Here is a 16,504-nt window from a genome sequence, read left to right as displayed (position 1 = left end):
ATGCAATCTCGAATGTTGAATAGTCTGTGATTTTGCGTATCTGATTTAAAACCTTCAGATAGACCCATATTATTCCAGCTCACTTATTTGGAGTATAACTTAGAAATAAGTTACTTCTAAGGGATAGACTTATTATCGTGGACGGTGATAGGTCTAGTAGAGGGAGTAGTTCCGTGACATTCAGAACGCTCTTACCAGACCCATTCTCCCTCATTCACGCATTGAACTACCAGATTAAATACCCCACAAAACAATGAGCATACAGAAAGAAACTGAGTTGATCGAACTAGAGTACGGCGACGTAAACCCCCTCATGCAAGCTCACATTGATGAGGTGGCCCTAGATCTCGTTCGAAAGGGTGAATTGAGTGGATACGATGCATTCGGGCGAGAAGCCTATCGTACTGTCATCAAGAGTATGTTCGATGATGCAACTACTCTCCCTACGGAAGTGATTGCACGATTCATCGATGATCGAGCAACAGAACTCTTCTACGCCACTCCGAACGAGATTTCGCTAACGGAGTGGTGATTATGATGATGAAATGCTTTCGATGCCACTCAGTAGGCTACGATGGGGATGGATGTGACCCGCGTCGATTCATCTTCTTTATGGGCGATGAGGAGTGGATTGAATCCCCTATTCCGTACGGCGAAGAACCCATGGCATTTGATAAAAATTATGATGGGATCGATATGAGTAGCGATGTCTGTGGAGGTTGTGGTGTGAAGAAGGGCGAAATCCATCACGGTGGATGCTCGTATGAGTGTTGTCCCAATTGCGGTGGTCTATACACCTTTTGTGACTGTTGCTCTCGATTGGACATGTACGAGAAAGATAATGGAGAGGAGATTCCCTACGAACCACAATACAACATGATCCCAATCAAGCCGTGGGAGCTACCAGATTAAAATAGCACCAATGTCGATGAAATCAAACGACGATATAAAGTTCAGTGTTAGCCCGTCAAGTGAGCCTGTCACGTCGATCAGTGAGGCGCTTCAGACCGTTGATGACGCGATTAACACGCTACTACGAATAGCGCGACTCACCGATGAAAAATTCGTCTGTCCGTGCAATGAGTGCCAATACAGTGGAGATTTGGTACAGCTTCGGGGTCACATATCGACTCATGACGATTGGGAGATTGATAGTCGGTTAAACTTTGAGAGGTACATAATAGCGACGTGTGAGAGGGCATCAGATACTTCTCACGAGCAGACGACTATCAATGACCATGACCATGCAGATGGAGGGAAAGACGAAGGAGAAGGAGTTTCGTTTGATATGAGTCTCGGTCAGTGAGATGTCGGATTGAGCGCCTTTTTAGATGCTAAATGAGATATTTGAACCATAGTCCGTATCGATAATCTTGCAGAAACCGAATGACTCTCATGACGTATAAAGGAGTAACTGTAGATAGAAGTTGGAAGGTAAATCCAAGCACTAAGATACCGATTCCGCCTCTTCTCATTCGGCTCTCTAACTCACTAATTCTCCGAGTAAGATGTTTCGAGAAATCACCATTAAAATACTGAGTGGGTACACGAGTTGGGTTTCGATCCAATTGTTCCTGTGTACTCATGGATATGTCGGTCCATTTTATCATCCCTATATTGGTTTCAACACTCACTGACTTGGGAGAGCCAATCGTTATATCTGAGACTTCATATTCATCAGTGAACGCATTTATATCATCGTCTTCTTTATTTAGTACCTCAAGAACGTTACCTCGATAATCATCATATTCATGTACGTGGTTTTCTGAATTAATAACACTGTTCACTAGTTCTAACGTACTGCTGTAGAACTTGCTGTGAAGAAAAGGCAGATCAGGAATAGCGAGGGCCACAGCTCCAAGGATATCTAGCAGGATTCCAGTTGCAATCAAGGGCTTAGGAAAGTCAATGATAACTAGGATACCGCAGACTACGATCCCTATACCGAACGCGAGTAGAGTCACAAATCTGGCTTTAGGAAACTCGCGTTTGCCCATCGTATATGTGGCAATCCGATGAAGATATATATGCGTTAACATATTCATTCAACCGCATAGCCATCAAGCCTGATGTTACTCTAGAGGACAGATCGATCTTACTTATAAAGAGCGTATAAGTTGTGATTTTCCTCAATAAGGGATTCAAGCATTGCAGGCCCATTAGTTCGTAATTTCTGGGTTTTAGGTACTTGATCTATATCAAAAAAGACTTGTGCATGGACAACAGTTATATATGGAATCTACGCTACTAAAAACTGAGGCTGACGGGCAGAAATCTACGCTGGATACAACAACCGTGCGTTGCTCTTTCTGCTTCAAACGCCTTCACGAGCGAATATGAGTACAAAGAGTGACAACAACGGCCAGAAAGATGAATCGCCGCGAGACACAACACAATCGATCACAGTAATAGCTGAAAAGCTTAGTACACTACTCAATGCAGTTCAAAAAATCGTCCTTGCTGTAGCAAGCCTAATAGGCGTCTCACTTATCGTTCTATCACAATATTCATTGCTTCTCATGATTAGCGCTACAACCCTCATCCTCGTAATTACGCTGTTACTCTACCAGATTTCTCCTTAGTAGAACAACGAGGGTTCTGGCTGCATTCCAGAAACCTACGCTGGATACAACATAGGGAAATCTGGTGTAATAGGACTTCAACTTTGCTACTGGATATTGACATTTGGGAATGGGACTTATCGAGATCACCATCAAGCCCGAGATCACTCTAGAATGAAGGTGATAAAAGGATTGATTCACCTCGTGACAGCAAGGCGAGAGACACAGAAGGGGTGAGGCGTCTCGTTTCGCGTGACGTTACGTTGCGGTGAGGAACGCGAAACGAGAAACGAATCCCCTCAAGGAACTCGCCGCGCAGTGCTGTGCGGGAGCGGGAAATAGCCATGAATGCTTGATGTACAGTCAAGGTACATCGTAGACGATGGCTCTCTACCAGCTTCCTCGATACAAGTTCTATTGAAATTGGAGTAACGTCCCGTGTAATGACCCTATGGGATTGTAGGGGCGACCATCACCATCTATCCCCCGTATCCAGCTTAAGGAAGCGTACCGATGTACCTTCCACCGTAAAGGGGTTCAATGGAAATCTGCTACTAGTCGCGGCGAACACTCTATACACGGTATATTACTTAAAAAGGATTGTCCTTTTCAGTGTGAGCAAGATCGGCAAAAAGCTCCGTTCTCAAATGAAAATTTTCAAAATTCAGAAAACGCCACTACTATCAGTTAGCCATATATAGCAAATTTATGTTGTATGATGTGATCTCCACAACCACATCTCTCGCGGGCTATTGAAGTCCTCCGCCATAAACAGCGCGTAGAAAGCTTCTTATTCTAATTTTCGTATGGGGAACAGACCCTTTCACTAACTGTGGTCTGTGAAGATTTGTGTAGTGTTGTAGGAAAATCACGCGAAAGGTAACTTAACTGTCTATGGGTATTAAGTTATAGTGGTACATAGGGAAATACAGCGAGGTCGGGACGCGAGGCTCATTGAGGAAATGACTCTCGTGAAAAGGAACGTGTCTTCAGCACGTTCCCGATTTCGCTGTTCGGTGAAACAGCATGAGCACTTCAACCCCATCGCACGAAAGTGTGTCGTTCAACGGAGAATCGTTCGAGATAGCTACGGCGGATGAGAGTCATACCAACGTAGCTAATCAGAGCTACGGATCTGACGAGGCGAAGGACCACACGTACACTGTTACGCTCGATGAAGATGGAGCGGCTGAATGTACGTGCCCGCATTACACCTATCGTAGTGCCTTCTGCAAGCACATGGCTGCTGTAGAGAGCGCCATCGTAGTAAGCACCCTTGATGCCACTGATGACAATGAGAAGGAGATCAGTGGTCCACACGTCGGTCGAGACAAGTACGGTAACGTCGATCACCACTACTGGGAATGTGAGTCGTGTGGTGCAGAGGCAACTCGGGAGGAAGCCTTAGAGGACTGTTGCTGATGACAGACGTTCAATGTCCCGTATGCCGCTCCGAATCGGTATACGAGCGGCCTGATGGACGCTATGTCTGTCTGCATGCAGACTGTAAGGCAGTGTTCTATCGCGATGAGAGAGGGGTAGCAATCTACGGACCAGAACCGACTGACGACCAATAATCATCAACGGACATTACAACGAGAACAATGAAGCATACTCTAATCGCAGAAGAGGACGGGACGAGACTTGCATCGATAGAGAACATTGGCGACAATCCAGAAGTCGTGACAGAGCTTCAGTTTGCTCTTGAGCGACATCACCCTGAATATGATCATGTGGATCAAGGTGTGAGCGAAGACGAATAGAGCGGCAGACAGCCATTCACATCGGCTTATAGGGGCATATGGCCAAAGCTGGATAGGGCGTCGGCTTTCTAAGCTGAAGATTTGTGGGTTCGAATCCTGCTATGCCCGTTCCTTTTTCCAGCCCATGTCAGAAAATTTCACTGTCCGAATGAGCGCCACGGTTGTTTTATCACTATGACGTGATATCAAGATTGTCCGTAAGTGCATAAAACCAGCTACGGACGTAAAATGTCTGAGAAGACCCAAGTACGCCAAGGCGGATTACTCGTAGCCGCCACGACCCTCATCGTTAATGGTCATGTGGTCGGCTACGGTCTTCTCGCCTTGGCGTTACTAGAGTGGTATAGAACGTAGGTGGGGCAACACCTACGAACCACCTCACTATTGTATGAATCGCCATCGAGCATTGGCGCTCGACAATAACGTATAGATCGTTCCATTAGAAAAATCTTCGTCCTATAGCACTACTGTAGTAGAACATCACGGCCTATAGGTCGGTTTGGGCTTGCTGCAGTAAGCTTATACAGCCAATGAGTCTGTTGTAGCAGGATCAACGACACGAGATTGATCTCATTGACCTCTTTGACCTCATAGATCTCATTGTTGTCAAAGATTAGTGAATTTATTAATAGTAAGAGGACGTTTGTACAGATCTCCGTGAAAGCAAAAGGCGAGTAGCGGATAAGTGCATGAAAGAAGGACCAAAGACATTTGGCCCCTCTGTAGCACTCATCACAGCAGGTGGGAGTGTCCTTGCCAGCGGTCACACATCTGGTTGGATACTCATCACTGCTGGCTGTGTATGGGCATTACAGAAGCATGGGTGAGTAAACGCCTCCCAAAGCAACCTACTCACCCAAATCTTCCTCCTTTTATCGTATTGACGAACATCGAGCAACGACGCTCGACATCCAAAGAATAGGTTTGCCCATAAATCAATCTTTCCACGGAACGGCAGTGTAAGATACGAATAGGTCTATCCAAATCGCACTTAGACGCTCCTAAACCGAACTTAGAGCTTAATTGCGCTAATTAAGGCCATGAAACAGTATTCTTCCGCGGAAAGAATGTTCCTACCGCGGCAATTCATATTTACATGGTAGTTCATAAAGAAAGATGAGTCAGATAGAGAGATTACTCGTTAGTATCGGCTACTAACCAGTGACGAATTATATCTATATTATATACAATCTATGGTTCATATATGCTGAAATAATATTAAAAAATGAGTGAATTCTATATTTCCAACTACTAATTGGCTTGTATGGCTTGGTTTGAAGAAAAGGTTCCTGAAAGCGGAGAATGGAAACTCCTTCTAGAGACTGATTATGAGACACAAGAACCAAAGAATGTAGATAATGTATGGCGATATCGTAGCTTAGGAGAGTACATTACAATCCTTGATCGAGAAGCTCTTTGGTTCAGTCGAGCAGACAAACTTGGTGATCCATTCGAAGGCTCATTACCAGAGCAAAATATAGAAAAGAGGGAAGAAAATCATAGTAAACTCAGATCAGATCAGATGAAGTCATCTCATTTTCTGAACGTATATTTTACATATATAAATTGCTGGCATATGAACAGCGACGAGTCAAATACTATGTGGGAAACATATACTAATGATGCTGGTATTGCGATAGTCACAACTCTGCCAAGATTGAAAAACGCAATTAAAAGGCCTGAGGATAAAATGTCGTTTGGAAAAGTACAATATGTTGATTACAAAAATGACACAATAACACAAAATAATGCACCAGCACCGTTCTTTAATAAGCGGGAAGAGTTCAAAGATGAATCAGAATATAGATTTCTGTTTCAAAAATCATTTGTGAATTCTGAGGGGAAAAAGAAACCTCATGAAATTATTCCTCATCAGGGGAAAGGAGTACCAGTGAGCGTTGATGTTAATACTCTTGTAGAAAAGGTATTGCTTTCGCCAAATGCACCTGGTTGGCTTGAAAAGACAGTCAATTCTGTAACTGAAAAGTATGGATATGATTTCGAGATTAAACCATCTAACATGGTTGGCAATCCCGATTTCTGATTGATTAGTATTGACTACTAACTAAGAACCATTCGAGCGGTAGTGGGATAGTACGGAGACACATTACCCGATAGTTATATCCCACTGTACCAACAGATTAATCACAACCTCAGTAAGGAGAGTACCGACACTCATCTGATGCAGGATTACAATTCACGTCTTGCGGGAAGATGAGTGTCTAACTGCGGAATCAAGTGGTCTCGAAGCCCCTACTGTCGCTTTGACCGATTAAATGATGCGGCATTCGAGGGGGGTTTTCGAAACCTACTCCCCGCCTCGCACGAGACCTCGTATAGTGAGCCGGTATCGAAACCTTCTGTTGTTCATCGTCCTCGCCGCGTTCTGGGGGTCCGCGTTCATGGCCATTCGGGCCGGATTGGAGTTCATCCCCCCGGTTCTGTTCGCGGCGATTCGCTACGACGTGGCGGGCGTCCTGATGCTCGCCTACGCGGTGTACGCGACGGACCGCTGGCGTCCGCAAACGGGCGACGAGTGGAAACTCGTCCTCGTCGGCGGCGCGCTCATGATCGCGGCCTATCACGTGTTCCTGTTCATCGGCGAGCAGGAGACGCCGAGCGCCGCCGCCGCGGTCATCGTCAGCCTCAGTCCCATCCTCACGACCGGGTTCGCGCGGGTGTTCCTCCCCAGCGAGCGACTCACGCCCGCCGGAATCGCCGGTCTGCTCCTCGGGTTCGTCGGCGTCGCCGTCCTGAGTTTCGCCAACAACGGGTCGAGCGAATCGCTGGCGACGACCATCGTCCCGCAGTTCCTCGTGTTCCTCGCCGCGTTGTCGTTCGCGCTCGGGAGCGTTCTGACGCAACGAATCGAAGCCGACCTCCCCATCGAGACGATGGAAGCGTGGTCGATGCTCCTCGGCGCGGTCATGATGCACGTCATCAGCGTCGCCCGCCCGAGCGAGTCCATCTCGGCAATCGAGTGGACGCCGGAGGCCATCGCCGCCGTCGTCTACCTCTCCATCTTCGCCAGCGCCGTCGGGTTCCTCATCTACTTCGACCTGCTCGACCGCCTCGGTCCCGTCGAAATCAACCTCGTCTCCTACGTCGCGCCGGTGTTCGCCGCGATTACGGGGTGGTTTTTCCTACAGGAACCGGTGACGCCGCTGACCGTCGCCGGATTCTGTATCGTCTTCGCGGGTTTTTGCCTGCTGAAGCGGCAGGCGATTTCCCGCGAGCTACCGCGAATAACCGGCGTCTTCACGTCCGGGCGGTAGACGTCGAAAAGGAATCTCGAATCGAACTTCAGGCGAAGCCGTAGAGGACGCCCTCGCCGTCGGTGCCACCAATGTCGGGAAGCGTCGCGCGCTCGGGGTGAGGCATCATGACCGCGACCGAGTCCGAGTCGCCGACGATTCCGGCCACGTTCCCCTTCGACCCGTTCGGGTTCGTCCCGTCGGCCACGACGCCGTTCTCGTCGCAGTAGCGGAAGAGGATACGGTCGTCGACGTCGAGTTCGTCGTACTCCTCGTCCGTGATTTCGAACCGTCCTTCGCCGTGTGCGATGGGAACCTCGATGACCTGTCCCTCCTCGTAGGCGGCGGTCCACGGGGTGTCCGCGTTCTCGACCCGCAGGTAGACGCGTTCGCACTGGAAGCGTGCGCTCCGGTTGGTGGTGAACGCGCCGGGCGTCAGGCCCGACTCGCAGCCGATCTGTGCGCCGTTACAGACGCCGAGGACGGGAACGCCCGACTCCGCGGCGTCGCGCACCTGTGCCATGATCGGAGAGTTGGCGGCGATGGCTCCGGCACGAAGGTAATCGCCGTAGGAGAACCCGCCGGGAAGCATCACGCCGGTCGTCTCCTCGGGCAAGTCCTCCTCGTGCCAGACGAGTTCCGCGTCGATTCCGAGGTGGGACAGCGCGCGCACCGCGTCGCGGTCGCAATTGCTCCCGCCGAATTGGACGATGGCGACCGTCATCGCTCCTCGACCGCGACCGTGTAGTCGTGAATCGTCGGATTGGCGAGGAGACGTTCGGCCATCTCTCCCGCCCGCTCCTCCGCGTCCGAGGAGGTGTCGGCATCGAGGTCGATCTCGAAGACGTCCGCGGAGCGAAGCGAATCCAGTTCGAAGCCCAGTCGAGAGAGCGCACCTCGGGTCGTTTCGGCCTCGGGGTCGAGGACGCCCCGTTTCAACCGAACCGTCACCGTCGCGGTGTATGCAGTCATCGGTTGTCCGTGCGCGTTCGTGTTCAAAAGCTCTTTTGGAACGAATTCGTTGTACACATTCGTGTTGTTCGCGTCGGTGGGCGCTCTCTCGCGTTCGGCGGTCGAATCACCCGCCCTCGATCACGCTTCGTCTCCCGGTTCACGCGACGGTTGTCGTCGACACGTGTTCGGGTAGGCACACCCTGCTACGTGTCAACGTGAACGGGAAATTTTGCACCGTCACAAACGTTTTTGCCACCGAGACCCGATACTTTTCTTCCATGGCAGTACCCCGTAACCGGCAGGTGAAGCGATGAACCACCGAGAGCTGACCGAAATCACCGTCGTCGGGGACGACGACACCGGGCTCGTCGCCCGCGTCACGACCCTCCTCTTCGAACGCGGAATCAACATCGAGGACGTCGATCAGGCCGTCCGCGAGGGCGTCTTCCGCATGACGATTCACGTCGAGACGAGCGAGATGTCCGTGAGCAAACACCGACTCCGCCGCGACCTCTCCGAACTCGGCGACGATCTCGGGGTGGACGTCCGCGTTCGCTTCCCGTCGGAACGCGACTCCCGACAGGTCGCCCTCCTCGTGACGAAGGAATCGCACTGTCTCCGCCGCCTCCTCGACGAACGGAGCGAGTTCGACGCCGAAATCGGCGTCGTCATCGGGAACCACGACGACCTCGAACCGGTCGCGAAGGAACACGGCGTCCCATTCCACGACGTCGGGGACGAACGCGGCGTTCACGACGAGGAACGACTGCTCTCGCTGTTGGACGACTACGACATCGACCTCGTCGTCCTCGCGCGGTTCATGCGCATCTTGAGCCCCAACGTCGTCTTTCGCTACGAGGGGCGCATCATCAACATCCATCCGAGCCTGCTTCCCGCCTTCCCCGGCGCAAAGGCGTATCGGCAGGCGAAGGAAGCGGGCGCTCGTATCGCCGGTGTCACCGCCCACTACGTGACGACCGACTTGGACCAAGGGCCCATCATCACCCAACGGGCGTTCAACGTGCCGGACAGCGGGAGCGTGGACGAGTTGCGCGAACGGGGACAACCCCTCGAAGCCGACGCCCTCCACGAAGCCGTTCGCCTCCATCTGAACGACGACGTGGAGATTCGCCGCGGCCGGACCGAACTGCGTGACGGGGACGATAGCGAACACTACCGCCTCGGACTGCCGGCGGAACTCGACAACGTGACGCCCGACGGCCCCGTCGACGGACCGGTCGCCGTGGGCGAATCGGACGACTGACGCTATTCTTCGGATTTCGACGTCGGCTTTCGGGCGAGCACGAAACAGGTGTCGCTCCCCAGAACGTCGTTTACCGTCTGCCGCCAGAGAACGTCGAACCCCGCGTTTTCGAGCGTCGAGATGCTCTCGTCCGGCGACGGGACGCTCCAGTGCATCTCGACGCCGGTATCCAGCCAATCGTCGTCGCTTCCCTCCCACGCCGTTGACCCGACCGTCATGAGGAGATAGCCGCCCGGGGACAACAGACGATGGAACTCCCGCGCCACGTCGGGATGCTCGTTCGAGGGGACGTGAATCACCGAATGGTACGCACAGATGCCGTCGAACGTCCCACTCGTCAGACCGAGCGCGGTCATGTCCGCCTGAAAGAACCGTCCCTCGGGGACGTTGCCGCGGGCGCGGGAAATCTGCTCGCGGGAGAAGTCGACGCCGACAAGGTCCGTGTCAGCGGCCAGCAGTTCCGCGATGGGTCGCCCCGCGCCACACCCGGCGTCGAGCACGCGTGCGTCGTCCGGGAGATGACCGTGGAACTCCGCCAGCAGGGCGATGTCCTCGTTCTCCTCGTCGCCGCCGCTTCGCTCGGCGAGGTAATCATCCGCGATTCGGTCGTAGGCGCGACGAACGTCGTTTCTCTCGTGGGACATGGTCGGAAGGTGACGCGTACTGTCGTTCCATGGTTCGCTTTCGCATAAAAAGGTTCGCCGACGGCGTTCGTTCCGCCGTTCGGGTTCTCGTTTGGAGCGTCGCGCGTTACAAATCCTTGATGGCCATCACCGCGTCCTCTAGCGACGGCGCGTCGAACAGGTCCCTGTCGATGTACGCGTTCGCTCCGGCGGTGTAGAGGTCGCGGGCGGCGGTGATGACCTCGTCCGGCAACGGTTGCGGTTCGACCGAACACAGCGATTTCCAGTCGGCCATATCGCGCTCTTTCGCCTCGACCTTGGCGTCCTGAACCGCGTCGGCCCACTCGGTCTGTTCGCGCTTGTGGTATTGGCGGATGAACTCCTTGCTGACCTGCTGGCCGTGGAAGGTGAACCGGTTTTCGTCGAACGTTCCCACCACGTCGGCGACGCGAATCTCGCCGTCGTAGTAGAGACACTCTATCTTCCCGTCCTCGTGGGTCAGGTCGGCGTTCGCGGCCTGCCGCGTGACGAAATCGTTCACCTCGCGGGCGACTCGCTCCAGGTCGTCAACGTCCGCCTTGCCGGCGATTTCGTCCGCCTCGCCCCGCGACAGATATCGGTCGCTCTCCTCGAACTTGGTCGAGAATTCGACGGCGGGTTCTTCGAGTTGGACCGCTCCGTCGGGCCACTCGGGGAAGTCGAGTCCGTGGTCGCTGGGGTCGGTACGGCGGCGAAGGCTGGACCCCACCGGAACGCTGTTGCGGAAGACGACTTCCAGGGGGATGAGGTAGTTCTCGTCCGCACCGCTGTGAAAGAGGTCGTAGTCATAATCCCGTCCCTCGCGGGGCAGGTTCGGAACCTGCGTGAGGTCGATGGCCATCTCGGTCGGGGGTTCCGTGACCTCCGAAAGGGGGACGACGTCGCCGTCGGAGACGACGCCACGGTAGTGGGTGGGGACGCCCTCCGCTTCCAGTCCTTCGAAGTTGAATGCGCCCATCGCACAGAGGCCTGCACCCTTGTCGGGAATCGTATCGGGCATCTTGCCCCAATCGAACACCGAGTAGTCGTCCGTGAACACGAACGACCCGCGCCCGAGCGAGTCCGGCGTCGGTTCGCGTTCGACCCGGAACTCCTTCACACTCGTCATGGTGTTGGTTCTGCCGTGCCCCGACTAAGTAGTTTCCATCTTCGTGCTGAACTACGCCGACGTACGGCCGAAAGATGTACATATGTATGCGATATCGACTGCCGTGACCCGGCGATTTTTGGGGGTCCGCCCGGATTACAGAGCAATGGCTAACGTGCGTGCGAAGAGCAACATTCCCCGGGAACGATTCGGCTTCGAACACGTTCCCGAAACCGACCAATCGTTCGAGAACGCGCTGGAGCGATCGCGGAACGGCGAGCGGCTGACCGTCGCCGACGGCGTCGAACTGCTAACGACCGGCACCGACCACACCGGCATCGACCTCACCCGAAAGGAGCGCGTGCTGGAAGCCGCGGACCGGCGGCGCGAGGCGGTCGTCGGCGACACGGTCACGTTCGTCGCCAACCTGAACAACAACGTCACGACGGCGTGCAACACGGGGTGTCTGTTCTGCAACTTCAAGAACACTGCACAGAATTTCGAAGTCGATTCGGACGAGGAACACGGCGGATTCACGAAGACGCCCGAGGAGTCCCGCGAAATCGTCGCCGATGCGCGCGAGCGGGGAATCTACGAGGTGACGTCGGTCAGCGGCCTGCACCCCGGAATGGCGCTGAACGACGATCACCTCGAACTCCTCGAAGCGAGCGAGCGCGGCGATTTGAACTACAAGTCACCCGAGGAGTACGAAATCGACCCCGCGACGTACACGGAACAGATACGGGCGATGAGCCTTCCCGGCGTTCACGTCCACTCGATGACGCCCGAGGAGGCCTACCACGCCCGTCGCGGGACGGATTGGGACTACGAAGAGGTCTTCCGCGAACTGAAAGCCGCCGGACTCGACAGCGTGCCGGGCACCGCCGCGGAGATTTTGGTGGACGAGGTGCGCGGCGTCATCTGTCCCGGCAAAATCGGGACGGAGGAGTGGATGGAGGCGATGGAAGCCGCCGCGAACGTCGGCCTCGACACCACGGCGACCATCATGTATGGCCACGTGGAAAACGAGATGCACCGCGTCCTCCATTTGGAACGGATTCGGGAGTTACAGGACCGAACCGGCGCGATAACGGAGTTCGTTCCGCTCTCGTTCATCCACCAGAACACGCCGCTGTACGAACGCGGCATGGTGGAAAACGGCGCGAGTACCCACGAGGACGAACTCCTCATCGCCGTTTCTAGGCTGTTTCTGGACAACGTCGACAACATCCAATCGTCGTGGGTGAAGTACGGCGACGAACAGGGGTTGAAGATGCTCTCGTGTGGCGCGAACGACTTCATGGGAACCATCCTCTCCGAGGAAATCACGAAGCGCGCGGGCGGCCAGTTCGGCGAGTTCCGCTCGTTCGAGGAGTACGTCGAGATGATAACCGCCATCGGGCGCGTCCCGGCGGAGCGCTCGACCGACTATCGACAGGTTCGGGAGATTGACCCCGAGGACCCGCCGTTCGGTCCGAGGCTCGGGCCGTGTGCCGACGGGACGCCGTTGCTCGACTGACGAGCGAAGCCGTCCGCGGCGTCAGGTGAAGATTTCGAACCGCGCACCGCCCGTTTTCGACTCGCTCGCTCGAACCTCCCAGCCGTGTGCCTCGGCGATGCTGTTGACGATCGCCAGCCCGAATCCGGTCCCCGCGTCCGTCGTCGAATAGCCGTGTTCGAACACCGTCCGATAGTCGTCCGCCGAAATCCCGTTGCCGTCGTCGGCCACGAAGAACCCATCCGTATCCGGGAGCGGTGCGACCGTCACCGTTACGTCGGAACCCGCGTGTTCGATCGCGTTTCGAAAGAGGTTCTCGAACAGTTCACGGAGCCTGCCCTCGTCGGCATCCACGACGGCGAGCGAGTCGTCGAGTCGGAGTTCGGCCTCATCCGTCGAAACCATCATCCACGCGTTTCGGACGACCCGTGTCAGGGATACCGGTTCCGTCTCGCTCACCACTTTCCCCTGGCGGGCCATCGCCAGCACGTCGCCGATGAGCGACTCCATCCGGGCGAGCGCCCGTCGAATCGGGGGGACGTGGTCGTTGTCCACTTCCTCGGCGAGCAGTTCGAGGCGACCGGTGGCGATGTTGAGCGGGTTGCGCAGGTCGTGGGAGACGACGTTTGCGAACTCGTCGAGGCGTTCGTTTTGGCGTTCGAGTTTGCGCTGGCGCTGTTTTTGCACCGTGATATCCGTGTAGATGGTAAAGCCCTCGTTCGTCTCGCCGACGCGAACCGGCGCGGTGTGGAGCAGGAAGTCCCGGGAACCCTCTTCCGTCCGTCGACCGATCTCCTCGCCTTCGATTCGGATACCTCCCCTCACCCGCTCGTTTATCGCCCGCGCCTCGTCCTCCTTTCCCGACGGCACGAGGAAATCGTCGAGCGGGTGATCGACCATCGTCTCCCTGTCCCATCCGAACACGTCCTCGAACGCGGGATTTACGTCGCGAACGACCGGGTCCCCACCGTCGAAAACGTAGCTCGCGGTCGCGTTCGGTACGTTCTCGAAGAGCGCCGCGAACCGGTCGATTTCCGCGCGGAGTTCGGTCTCGGACCGGACCCGATTCAACGCCTGTGTGATGTGCGTGATGAGGAGCTCCGCGAGTTCGAGGTCGTCCTCGTCGAATCCCGAAACGTCCTTCGAAACGGCTTGAAACACGCCGAGATCCCCGATCGGAATGCTCAGGGCGGACGTGTAGGCCGCTTCGGCGGGTGCGTAACCCGCCTCGTGAAGGTCGGTGACGAGTTTCGACCGACCGGTACGTGCCGTTTCCGCCGCGAGGCTCCCGTCCTCCTCGACGGGCGTTCCCTCGTAGTAGCCGTTCGTCGAGGCTTCGTAGAGACGGCTTGGGGGACGAGTACGCCCTCCACGATTGCATCCACGGAGCAGATGTCGAATTCGAGAATGTCCTCCGCCGCCTCGATCGCGAGGTCGTATATCTCCTCGCCCGTCGTACAGGTGACGACGCGGGCGGCGACGGCGTGGAGGTCCTCTATCTTCTCCTTCGTCTCGCGGATTTCGGACTCCATGGCCTTGCGCTCGGTGATGTCCTGAAAGTACACCGAGAGTCCGTCCTCCGCCGGATAGATTCGCTCCTCGACCCACCTTCCGGGACGAACCGCGGATCGCGCTTCGAGGGAGATCGGCTCTTGCCCTTCGAACGCACGTCGGTACGCTTCGTGAAGCGCTCGACTCTCCTCCCCCCGAAAGAACTCCCGAACGTTCGAACCGACGAGTTCGTCCCGTGGTCGACCGATGAACTCCGCCGCACGCTGGTTGACGTAGGTTATCCTCCAGTCGTTATCGATGGCGAAGAAGGCGTCCGTGATGCGATAGAACATCCGCAATATCTGCTGGGTCGCTTCGCTCGCCTCCACTTCCGACCGGTGTTGTGCGACCGCTGTTTCGATTCGGTTCGCCAGCACCCCGTACTGTTCCGACCCACCGACGTTCCGCAGATAGTCGGAAACGCCGATGGAAATCGCCTCGCTCGCGATCTCCTCGCTTCCGCTTCCGGTAAAGAGGATGAACGGCAACTCCGGTTCGACCTCTCGAACCGTTTCGAGGAACTCCATACCGTCCGTTTCCGGTATGTCGTACTCGCTGACGATACAGTCGATACGTTTCTCCGCAAGTACGTCCAATCCGTCGGATGAATTTCGTTCCCGTACTACCGTGATTCGGCCGCTCTCCCGTTCGAGGTGCGCCGCAGTCGAATCGGCAGCGTCAACGTCGTCATCGACGAGCAGTACCCGTATCCTGTCACCCATGCGTCGACGAATGCGAATAGCCACACCAAGGATAAAATAACTGGTATTTGGAATCGGGATGAACGTGTCACGTTCGCTCCACGAGCGAACGATACCGTTTACCCGCCGAATCGTCCGCGTCGAACGCCGCTCGAATCGGGTCAGAAATCCGACCATCGGCGACGAATCGGTCGTACACTGGAAGACGTTCGTGAAGAGGAACGCCGGCGGATTCCGCGATGTCCTCCAGTTCGCGCAACGCCGGCCACGCGTAATCGGGATTGATGTAATCGTCCGTCACGGGGGAGACGCCGCCCAAGTCGTCCACGCCGCAGTCCAACAACTCCCGCGTCGGCGAGAGGTTCGGCGGTACCTGCACCGAAATTTCGTCCGGGAGCGCCACCCGCGCCATTGCCACGACCCGGCGCATTGTTTCGACCGACGGTCGTTCGAAGCGGGAGCGCTCGTTCGGGACCACGTTCTGGACGATGACCTCCTGCACGTGGTCGTACCGTTCGTGCAGTTCGCGGATGGCGAGAAGGCTTTCAGCCCTGTCGCGCCAGTCCTCGCCGATACCGACCAACAGACCGGTGGTGAAGGGAATGTCGAGTTCCCCGGCGTTCCGAATCGTCGCGAGGCGCTGGCCCGGATTCTTCCGACGTGGCCCCGCGTGGGCGTCCACGTCCGCCGTCGTCTCCAGCATCACGCCCATGCTCGCGTTCACGTCCGCGACGAGTTCCATCTGCTCGCGCGTCTGGTCGCCCGGATTCGAGTGGGGAAACAGGCCCTCCTCCAGCGCGATTTTACACACCTCGCGGAGATACGAGTGTATCGAGTTGTGGCCCCAGTCGGCCAACTGCTCGTGAACCCGCGTGTACCGGTCGTCCGGGTCGTCGCCGAACGTGAACAGCGCCTCCGTACAGCCGGCGTCCGCACCCGTCCGAAGTATCTCTCGGACCTCCTCGCGCGACAGCAGCGACGCCTCCCTCGGCGCGTCGAAGTACGTGCAGTAGGTGCAGGTGTACCGACACGCCGTCGTCAGCGGGACGAAGACGTTCTTCGCGTAGGTCAACGCGTCGGCGGATGAGGCGTCCGCCGGGGTGACGGCGAGGAGTCGGTCCACGTCCGCTTCGTCGAAGGTGATGTCGATGTCGTACTCGTCAGCCCCCGGAATCATGGTGTGGGCTACGGGGTTGGGGGTAAAAGGGT

Annotated in this window: 14 protein-coding genes and 1 pseudogene; 7 read left to right on the top strand and 8 right to left on the bottom strand. The window is 55.7% G+C overall.

Translation table 11 applies throughout. The features are described 5' to 3' along the window. Positions 1-253 precede the first annotated feature (253 nt). Both ACGYLY_RS00295 and ACGYLY_RS00290 read left to right on the top strand, forming a co-directional pair. Positions 254-532: a hypothetical protein gene (locus ACGYLY_RS00295; protein ID WP_395283555.1), complete on the top strand. Its 279-nt coding sequence runs from the start codon at positions 254-256 to the stop codon at positions 530-532. Positions 533-612: 80 nt separating this feature from the next. Continuing rightward, positions 613-912: a hypothetical protein gene (locus ACGYLY_RS00290; protein WP_395283554.1), complete on the top strand. Its 300-nt coding sequence runs from the start codon at positions 613-615 to the stop codon at positions 910-912. Between the two features lie 422 nt (positions 913-1,334). On the opposite strand, the gene ACGYLY_RS00285 is transcribed toward ACGYLY_RS00290, so the two are convergent. Next, positions 1,335-1,997 (bottom strand): hypothetical protein, encoded by a 663-nt coding sequence (locus tag ACGYLY_RS00285; RefSeq protein ID WP_395283553.1) that lies wholly within the window; start codon positions 1,995-1,997, stop codon positions 1,335-1,337. A 1,590-nt stretch (positions 1,998-3,587) separates the two neighbouring features. Between ACGYLY_RS00285 and ACGYLY_RS00280 the strand changes: the two genes are divergently transcribed. The 3 genes from ACGYLY_RS00280 (at position 3,588) to ACGYLY_RS00270 (ending at position 7,599) form a co-directional block, all read left to right on the top strand. Beyond that, a complete protein-coding gene (locus ACGYLY_RS00280; protein WP_395283552.1) occupies positions 3,588-3,983 on the top strand; it encodes an SWIM zinc finger family protein in 396 nt (131 codons plus the stop codon). 1,605 nt (positions 3,984-5,588) lie between these two features. Further along, complete coding sequence (locus ACGYLY_RS00275) at positions 5,589-6,368, top strand: DUF2971 domain-containing protein (RefSeq protein ID WP_395283551.1); 780 nt, start codon at positions 5,589-5,591, stop codon at positions 6,366-6,368. A 295-nt stretch (positions 6,369-6,663) separates the two neighbouring features. Beyond that, on the top strand, positions 6,664-7,599 hold the full coding sequence (locus tag ACGYLY_RS00270) for a DMT family transporter (protein ID WP_395283550.1): 936 nt from the start codon (positions 6,664-6,666) through the stop codon (positions 7,597-7,599). Positions 7,600-7,627: 28 nt separating this feature from the next. On the opposite strand, the gene purQ is transcribed toward ACGYLY_RS00270, so the two are convergent. Then, on the bottom strand, positions 7,628-8,302 hold the full coding sequence (gene purQ, locus ACGYLY_RS00265) for a phosphoribosylformylglycinamidine synthase I (protein ID WP_395283549.1): 675 nt from the start codon (positions 8,300-8,302) through the stop codon (positions 7,628-7,630). Then, positions 8,299-8,550, bottom strand: a complete 252-nt coding sequence (purS, locus tag ACGYLY_RS00260; RefSeq protein ID WP_231185450.1) for a phosphoribosylformylglycinamidine synthase subunit PurS — start codon at positions 8,548-8,550, stop codon at positions 8,299-8,301. Before purS ends, purQ begins: the two co-directional genes overlap by 4 nt. A gap of 292 nt (positions 8,551-8,842) precedes the next feature. Here purS and ACGYLY_RS00255 point away from each other — a divergent pair, with 292 nt between their 5' ends. Further along, the gene (locus ACGYLY_RS00255) at positions 8,843-9,796 is read left to right on the top strand and encodes a formyltetrahydrofolate deformylase (RefSeq protein ID WP_395283548.1); all 954 of its coding nucleotides are present in this window, start codon (positions 8,843-8,845) and stop codon (positions 9,794-9,796) included. A 2-nt stretch (positions 9,797-9,798) separates the two neighbouring features. Here ACGYLY_RS00255 and ACGYLY_RS00250 read toward each other — a convergent pair whose 3' ends face one another. Then, positions 9,799-10,440 (bottom strand): class I SAM-dependent methyltransferase, encoded by a 642-nt coding sequence (locus tag ACGYLY_RS00250; RefSeq protein WP_395283547.1) that lies wholly within the window; start codon positions 10,438-10,440, stop codon positions 9,799-9,801. 106 nt (positions 10,441-10,546) lie between these two features. Then, positions 10,547-11,566 carry a phosphoribosylaminoimidazolesuccinocarboxamide synthase gene (locus ACGYLY_RS00245; protein ID WP_395283546.1) on the bottom strand — a complete coding sequence of 340 codons (1,020 nt, stop codon included), beginning with the start codon at positions 11,564-11,566 and terminating at the stop codon, positions 10,547-10,549. Between the two features lie 145 nt (positions 11,567-11,711). On the opposite strand from ACGYLY_RS00245, the gene cofH reads away from it, so the two are divergent. Next, on the top strand, positions 11,712-13,064 hold the full coding sequence (cofH, locus tag ACGYLY_RS00240) for a 7,8-didemethyl-8-hydroxy-5-deazariboflavin synthase subunit CofH (protein WP_395283545.1): 1,353 nt from the start codon (positions 11,712-11,714) through the stop codon (positions 13,062-13,064). Between the two features lie 21 nt (positions 13,065-13,085). Here cofH and ACGYLY_RS00235 read toward each other — a convergent pair whose 3' ends face one another. The 3 genes and pseudogenes from ACGYLY_RS00235 to cofG all read right to left on the bottom strand — a co-directional run bounded on the left by ACGYLY_RS00235 (position 13,086) and on the right by cofG (position 16,472). Further along, positions 13,086-14,651, bottom strand: coding sequence for a GAF domain-containing sensor histidine kinase (locus ACGYLY_RS00235; protein WP_395283544.1), 1,566 nt, complete (start codon positions 14,649-14,651; stop codon positions 13,086-13,088). Next, positions 14,576-15,316 (bottom strand): annotated as a pseudogene (locus ACGYLY_RS00230) (PAS domain-containing protein); the annotation flags it as partial. The gene ACGYLY_RS00235 and the pseudogene ACGYLY_RS00230, both read right to left, overlap by 76 nt. Before the next feature lie 67 nt (positions 15,317-15,383). Beyond that, positions 15,384-16,472 (bottom strand): 7,8-didemethyl-8-hydroxy-5-deazariboflavin synthase subunit CofG, encoded by a 1,089-nt coding sequence (cofG, locus tag ACGYLY_RS00225; protein WP_395283543.1) that lies wholly within the window; start codon positions 16,470-16,472, stop codon positions 15,384-15,386. Between the last annotated feature and the right edge of the window lie 32 nt (positions 16,473-16,504).

The organism is Haladaptatus sp. CMAA 1909 (assembly GCF_043952005.1).
Classification (GTDB): Archaea; Halobacteriota; Halobacteria; order Halobacteriales; family Haladaptataceae; genus Haladaptatus.
The sequence above is the reverse complement of the archived record's forward strand: the minus strand, read 5'-3'. Positions and strand labels throughout refer to the sequence as shown.

Coding starts and splice junctions, on each gene's coding strand:
- ACGYLY_RS00295 (WP_395283555.1), top strand. CDS start 254: ATGAGCATACAGAAAGAAACTGAGTTGATCGAACTAGAGTACGGCGAC.
- ACGYLY_RS00290 (WP_395283554.1), top strand. CDS start 613: ATGGGCGATGAGGAGTGGATTGAATCCCCTATTCCGTACGGCGAAGAA.
- ACGYLY_RS00285 (WP_395283553.1), bottom strand. CDS start 1,997: ATGGGCAAACGCGAGTTTCCTAAAGCCAGATTTGTGACTCTACTCGCG.
- ACGYLY_RS00280 (WP_395283552.1), top strand. CDS start 3,588: ATGAGCACTTCAACCCCATCGCACGAAAGTGTGTCGTTCAACGGAGAA.
- ACGYLY_RS00275 (WP_395283551.1), top strand. CDS start 5,589: ATGGCTTGGTTTGAAGAAAAGGTTCCTGAAAGCGGAGAATGGAAACTC.
- purQ (WP_395283549.1), bottom strand. CDS start 8,302: ATGACGGTCGCCATCGTCCAATTCGGCGGGAGCAATTGCGACCGCGAC.
- purS (WP_231185450.1), bottom strand. CDS start 8,550: ATGACTGCATACACCGCGACGGTGACGGTTCGGTTGAAACGGGGCGTC.
- ACGYLY_RS00255 (WP_395283548.1), top strand. CDS start 8,843: ATGAACCACCGAGAGCTGACCGAAATCACCGTCGTCGGGGACGACGAC.
- ACGYLY_RS00250 (WP_395283547.1), bottom strand. CDS start 10,440: ATGTCCCACGAGAGAAACGACGTTCGTCGCGCCTACGACCGAATCGCG.
- ACGYLY_RS00245 (WP_395283546.1), bottom strand. CDS start 11,566: ATGACGAGTGTGAAGGAGTTCCGGGTCGAACGCGAACCGACGCCGGAC.
- cofH (WP_395283545.1), top strand. CDS start 11,712: ATGGCTAACGTGCGTGCGAAGAGCAACATTCCCCGGGAACGATTCGGC.
- cofG (WP_395283543.1), bottom strand. CDS start 16,472: ATGATTCCGGGGGCTGACGAGTACGACATCGACATCACCTTCGACGAA.